The organism is Pseudomaricurvus sp. (genome assembly GCF_965662505.1).
Lineage (GTDB): Bacteria > Pseudomonadota > Gammaproteobacteria > Pseudomonadales > Cellvibrionaceae > Pseudomaricurvus.
In genome coordinates, this window is the sequence record NZ_CBFIHX010000188.1 from 1 (window position 1) to 4,829 (window position 4,829).

General features: G+C 47.5%; 4 protein-coding genes. 3 read left to right on the forward strand and 1 reads right to left on the reverse strand.

Annotated elements, in window-relative coordinates:
* The 3 genes from ACTG33_RS16250 to ACTG33_RS16260 all read left to right on the forward strand — a co-directional run.
* Positions 1–377: hypothetical protein (locus tag ACTG33_RS16250; RefSeq protein WP_439136271.1), on the forward strand; the 377-nt coding region annotated here is incomplete at its 5' end.
* Between the two features lie 83 nt (positions 378–460).
* Entirely contained in the window at positions 461–970 is a 510-nt protein-coding gene (locus ACTG33_RS16255) for a hypothetical protein (protein WP_439136272.1), read from the forward strand.
* Positions 971–1,107: 137 nt separating this feature from the next.
* Positions 1,108–1,566 carry a DUF2846 domain-containing protein gene (locus ACTG33_RS16260; protein ID WP_439136273.1) on the forward strand — a complete coding sequence of 153 codons (459 nt, stop codon included), beginning with the start codon at positions 1,108–1,110 and terminating at the stop codon, positions 1,564–1,566.
* 190 nt (positions 1,567–1,756) lie between these two features.
* Here the strand turns inward: ACTG33_RS16260 and ACTG33_RS16265 are convergent, their stop codons facing one another.
* Positions 1,757–4,579 carry a valine--tRNA ligase gene (locus ACTG33_RS16265; protein WP_439136274.1) on the reverse strand — a complete coding sequence of 941 codons (2,823 nt, stop codon included), beginning with the start codon at positions 4,577–4,579 and terminating at the stop codon, positions 1,757–1,759.
* Between the last annotated feature and the right edge of the window lie 250 nt (positions 4,580–4,829).

Below are 4,829 nucleotides of genomic sequence, written 5' to 3' on the forward strand. Positions count from 1 at the left end.
ACTGGCCTGAGCAATTAGCGATTTATAAATCAAACAGTAATGCCGCGCCGCTAACAGAAGAACAGCACAAAACATTACGAAAAAAACACGCCAATGCCAATGTGACGGTTAGTGATGGCACGGAATATATATGCCCTGGAATGGGAGTGACAGCTAACGGGTCTCCACTTTATGCAGTTCTTAACTCCGATGAAGTAATCTTTATGTTCAATAGGGCATTCGATCTCATAAAAGAGAATATTGAACAAATACTCAATTCTGATCCAAAGCAAAGACAGAGTGAGACTATTACTGTTGGGATGGATTTTTTGCATGATAGCAATGCCATTGCGTATAAAATCAAGGAGACTGGCTTTGTATTCACGCTATCAAGCTAACAAAGCCAGGCAAGGCGACGGCTTTTCCGTTGCGGCTTCGCCTTCACTACAAAGCCGCGCGTGCTGGCGGCGTTAGGCATTTTATGAGCTTCCCTGAGATCCTTGCTGAATCGGTCTGGCACACAACTACACCGGAAAGATATGCCTCGATTCTGCGGGATAGATTTATTCTGCCAGAGCCTGAGCTAACTGACTCAGAGCGATGGGGTACCGCGATGGGAGAAAGTCACTATCCGTATGTGAGAAGTATTGGCGGAGTTAGCCTATTCGACTTTCGTGGTTTTGATGAGTTCACGTACAGCGAAAGATATCCTATGTCATCATGGCATTCGTTCGTTCCATGCAGCCATAGGTCTGATGAGGCTATCTGGCTAGAGATCGATGTTAAATCAGCTGCCGGTAACTTTTTATCTGGCCGTGAATTGCTAAATAAATGGAAAGAGTCCGAGCAACTGCGCCGTAAAATCATGCCTTTCATTGAGGCCGCGCACTTGGGTCCTCTTCCACTCAATTTAATAAGGCGCACACTCAAATACTCAAAGTCTACAGGTGTATTTGAGGAGTGTTTCGCTTTGGGCCTGAACAATGCCTAACAAACGCAACCAATCGCTCTCTTTGGTCGCTGGGACGCCCAAAACGCTGCGCTTTTTTGTGCGCCCTTGTTGCGGGCGTTAGGCTAAAAATTCAAACAATAGAGCATTTATTGCTTAGAGTTAAAAAAGGAAAATCAATGAAGAAAATACTCATCGCAACTACAGTAGTAACATCCTTATTATCTGGTTGCGCATCAGTCCCAATGGAAAGCGAAAACAACTCCGATATGGCAAAAAAGTTTAGTTTGCCATCGGACGAGAACTCTGGCTTGTATATTTATCGGTCGGGAAGCTTTGGTGGAGCCTTAAAAAAAGATGTATGGGTTGATGGCGATTGTGTCGGAGAAACTGCTCCTAACATGTTTTTCTACACGGAAGTGGCTGGTGGTCAACAACATAAAGTCTCAACTGAATCAGAGTTTTCGCCAAATGACTTACTGGTTAATACCGAGGGTGGAAAGAACTATTTTGTTAGGCAATATATTAAAATGGGCGCCTTTGTTGGTGGGGCGGGCGTAGAGTTGGTTGACGAAGAGAAAGGCAAAAAAGAAGTTTCCAAACTAAAAATGGCTAAAAAAGGATCGTGCAGTAAGTAGCATTACAGAGGTATCAAATTGATGCCATTTGTTCCACTTCGTTTTTGGGCGGCTACACCACTTCCCCCTCCCAACTATATTCCACAAATGGCACAATTTATATCGGCGTTATTCGACATAAAAAATCCCCGTACCAGTGGTAACGGGGACTTGTGGGGTTTTTCTGCCTAGCCAGACTTTAGTTTAGCGGCTAGCTTAAGGCTTTAAGCTGTTGTTCAAACTGTTGATAGGACTGCTGCAATTCGGCGAGTTTCTCTTGCTCTTTTGCAACCACCTCAGCCGGCGCCTTGGCGACATAATTTTCATTAGCCAGTTTGCCTGAAGATTGCTTGATGACTTTATCCAGCTTGGCCATCTCTTTGGTCAGGCGAGAGATTTCAGCATCTTTATCAATTAGTCCTTCAAGCGGGATTAAAATTTCCATTTTACCCACCAGTGCTGTCGCAGCAGCGGGGGCCTCGCCTTCAAGAACATCAATTGATTCCAGGTTCGCAAGGCGGCTTAAAAATTGTTGATTGCCAGCTAAGATTGTCTGGTCTGATGACGATGCATCTTTGAGCAAGACCGGTAACGTTTTTTTCGGGGCAATGTTCATTTGTGAACGAATTGAACGCACACCTGTAACAAATTGCATGACCCATTCCATCTCGGTGACGGCCGCTACATCAATTTTAGTGCTATCCGAAACCGGGTAAGGCTGATGCATAATAGACTCACCCTTAATCCCGGCGAGTGGGGCGATGGTTTGCCAGATTTCCTCGGTAATGAATGGCATAAACGGGTGCGTCATTCTCAATGTGGCTTCCAGAACACGTACCAGTGTTCTGCGAGTACCGCGTTTAGCGGCCTCTGAGGCTGTATCACTGGTCAGAACCGGTTTGGATAGCTCAAGGTACCAATCGCAGTAATTATTCCAGATAAACTCATAAATACGCTGAGCGGCATGGTCAAAACGGTAACCGTCGAGTGCTTTAGTAACATCCTGCTCTGTCGCCTGCAATTGAGAAATGATCCAGCGATCTGCGAGACTCAGTTCGACGTCATCGTTATCAATGCCGGTATCGTGTTTTTCGGTATTCATCAACACGTAACGGGCAGCATTCCATAACTTATTGCAGAAGTTTCGATAGCCAGCGATACGATTCATATCAAAATTGATATCACGACCGGTAGAGGCGAGTGAGGCAAAAGTAAAGCGCAGTGCATCAGTACCATGAGCTTCGATGCCATCCGGAAATTCTTTACGCGTAGCCTTTTCAATCTTTTCTGCCAGCTGCGGTTGCATCATGCCGGAAGTGCGTTTTTGCACCAGGGTTTCCAAATCGATACCGTCGATGATATCGATAGGGTCCAGCACGTTGCCTTTGGATTTAGACATCTTATGGCCGTGCGAGTCACGCACCAGACCATGGATGTAGACTTCTTTGAACGGAACATCGTCGAGGAAATGAATGCCCATCATCATCATTCTGGCAACCCAGAAGAAGATAATGTCAAAACCGGTGACCAATACATTGCCCGGGTACCAGGTTTTGATGGCCTCATCGTCTTTCGGCCAGCCTAAGGTAGAGAAAGGCCACAGAGCAGATGAGAACCAGGTGTCGAGCACATCTTCATCTTGTGTTAACGGGACATCTGCAGCGAGATTATTTTCCGTGCGAACAGCGTCTTCATCATGGCCGACATAGACATTGCCCTGTTCGTCATACCACGCTGGAATACGATGTCCCCACCAGAGTTGACGGGAAATACACCAGTCCTGAATATCCCGCATCCAGCTGAAGTACATGTTCTCGTATGTCTTGGGTACAAACTGCACTTTACCGGTTTCCACCGCTTCAATAGCAGGTTTTGCCAGAGTTTTGGCATCGACATACCACTGATCGGTCAGCATGGGTTCAATGACGACACCGCCACGATCGCCATAAGGCACGGTCAGATCATGATCTTTAATTTCTTCAAGCAGGCCAGCCGCTTCAAAGTCAGCAACAATCGCTTTACGGGCGGCAAAGCGTTCCAGTCCGTGATAGCTCCCGGGAATGCTGGCTTCAAGCTCAGTGTTAGTGCTGCCATCCGTGTTAAATACCTGTGGCACATCACGTACGTCACCGTTGAGCGTGAAGATGTTGATCATCGGTAGACCGCAACGTTTGCCCACTTCGTAGTCGTTAAAGTCATGGGCGGGTGTGACCTTGACGGCACCGGTGCCTTTTTCCATATCCGCGTGTTCATCGGCTACGACAGGAATACGACGATTGACCAGTGGCAGAAGAATGTCTTTACCAATCAAGTCTTTGTAGCGTGGATCTTCAGGGTTAACTGCTACACCGGTATCGCCCAGCATGGTTTCGGGACGGGTGGTAGCAACGACAATAAAATCTTGTCCTTCACTGGTTTTTAGGCCATCAGCCAGCGGGTAACGCAGGTGCCACATATGGCCTTTCTTTTCACGATTTTCTACTTCCAGATCGGAAATGGCGGTGTGCAGTTTTGGATCCCAGTTAACCAAACGCTTACCGCGATAGATCAAACCTTCTTTGTGTAGTTTGACAAACACATGTTTGACGGCCTCAGACAGATCATCATCCATGGTAAAGCGGTTACGTGACCAATCTAAAGACGAGCCGAGACGTCGTAACTGACGGGTGATATTACCACCGGATTCTTCTTTCCATTTCCAGATGCGTTTGGTGAAATCTTCACGACCCAATTCATGCCGTGTTTTGCCTTCACCATTGACTTGACGTTCTACCACCATCTGGGTGGCGATACCGGCGTGGTCGGTGCCCACTTGCCAAAGGGTGTTGTGACCTTTCATGCGGTGGTAGCGGATCAGGGCGTCCATGATGGATTCCTGAAAACCGTGACCCATGTGCAGGCTACCGGTGACGTTGGGTGGCGGAATCATGATGCAGTAGGGCTCACCCTCGCCAGAAGGCTTGAAATAGCCGTTCTTTTCCCAGGTTTCGTACCAGTTTGTTTCAATAGCCTGTGGCTGGTAGGTTTTATCCATAACGTCAATTGTCTTCGTAGTAAAGCCGGAATTGTGGGCCGATAGCGCGAAATAGGGCGCGACGGCACTGAATATGCGAATTGAAAGGGCTGAGATTATACATGGGCTGGCGGATGGGATACAGCCGTGGGTGATCCTTCGACAGGCTCAGTGCTCGTTCGCCTTGAGCCTGTCGAAGGGCGTGGCAGGGTCGGTGGCCTCTTCCTTTCTATTCCCTGAAAGCAGGCTTCTGATAGAATGCGGCTTTTAC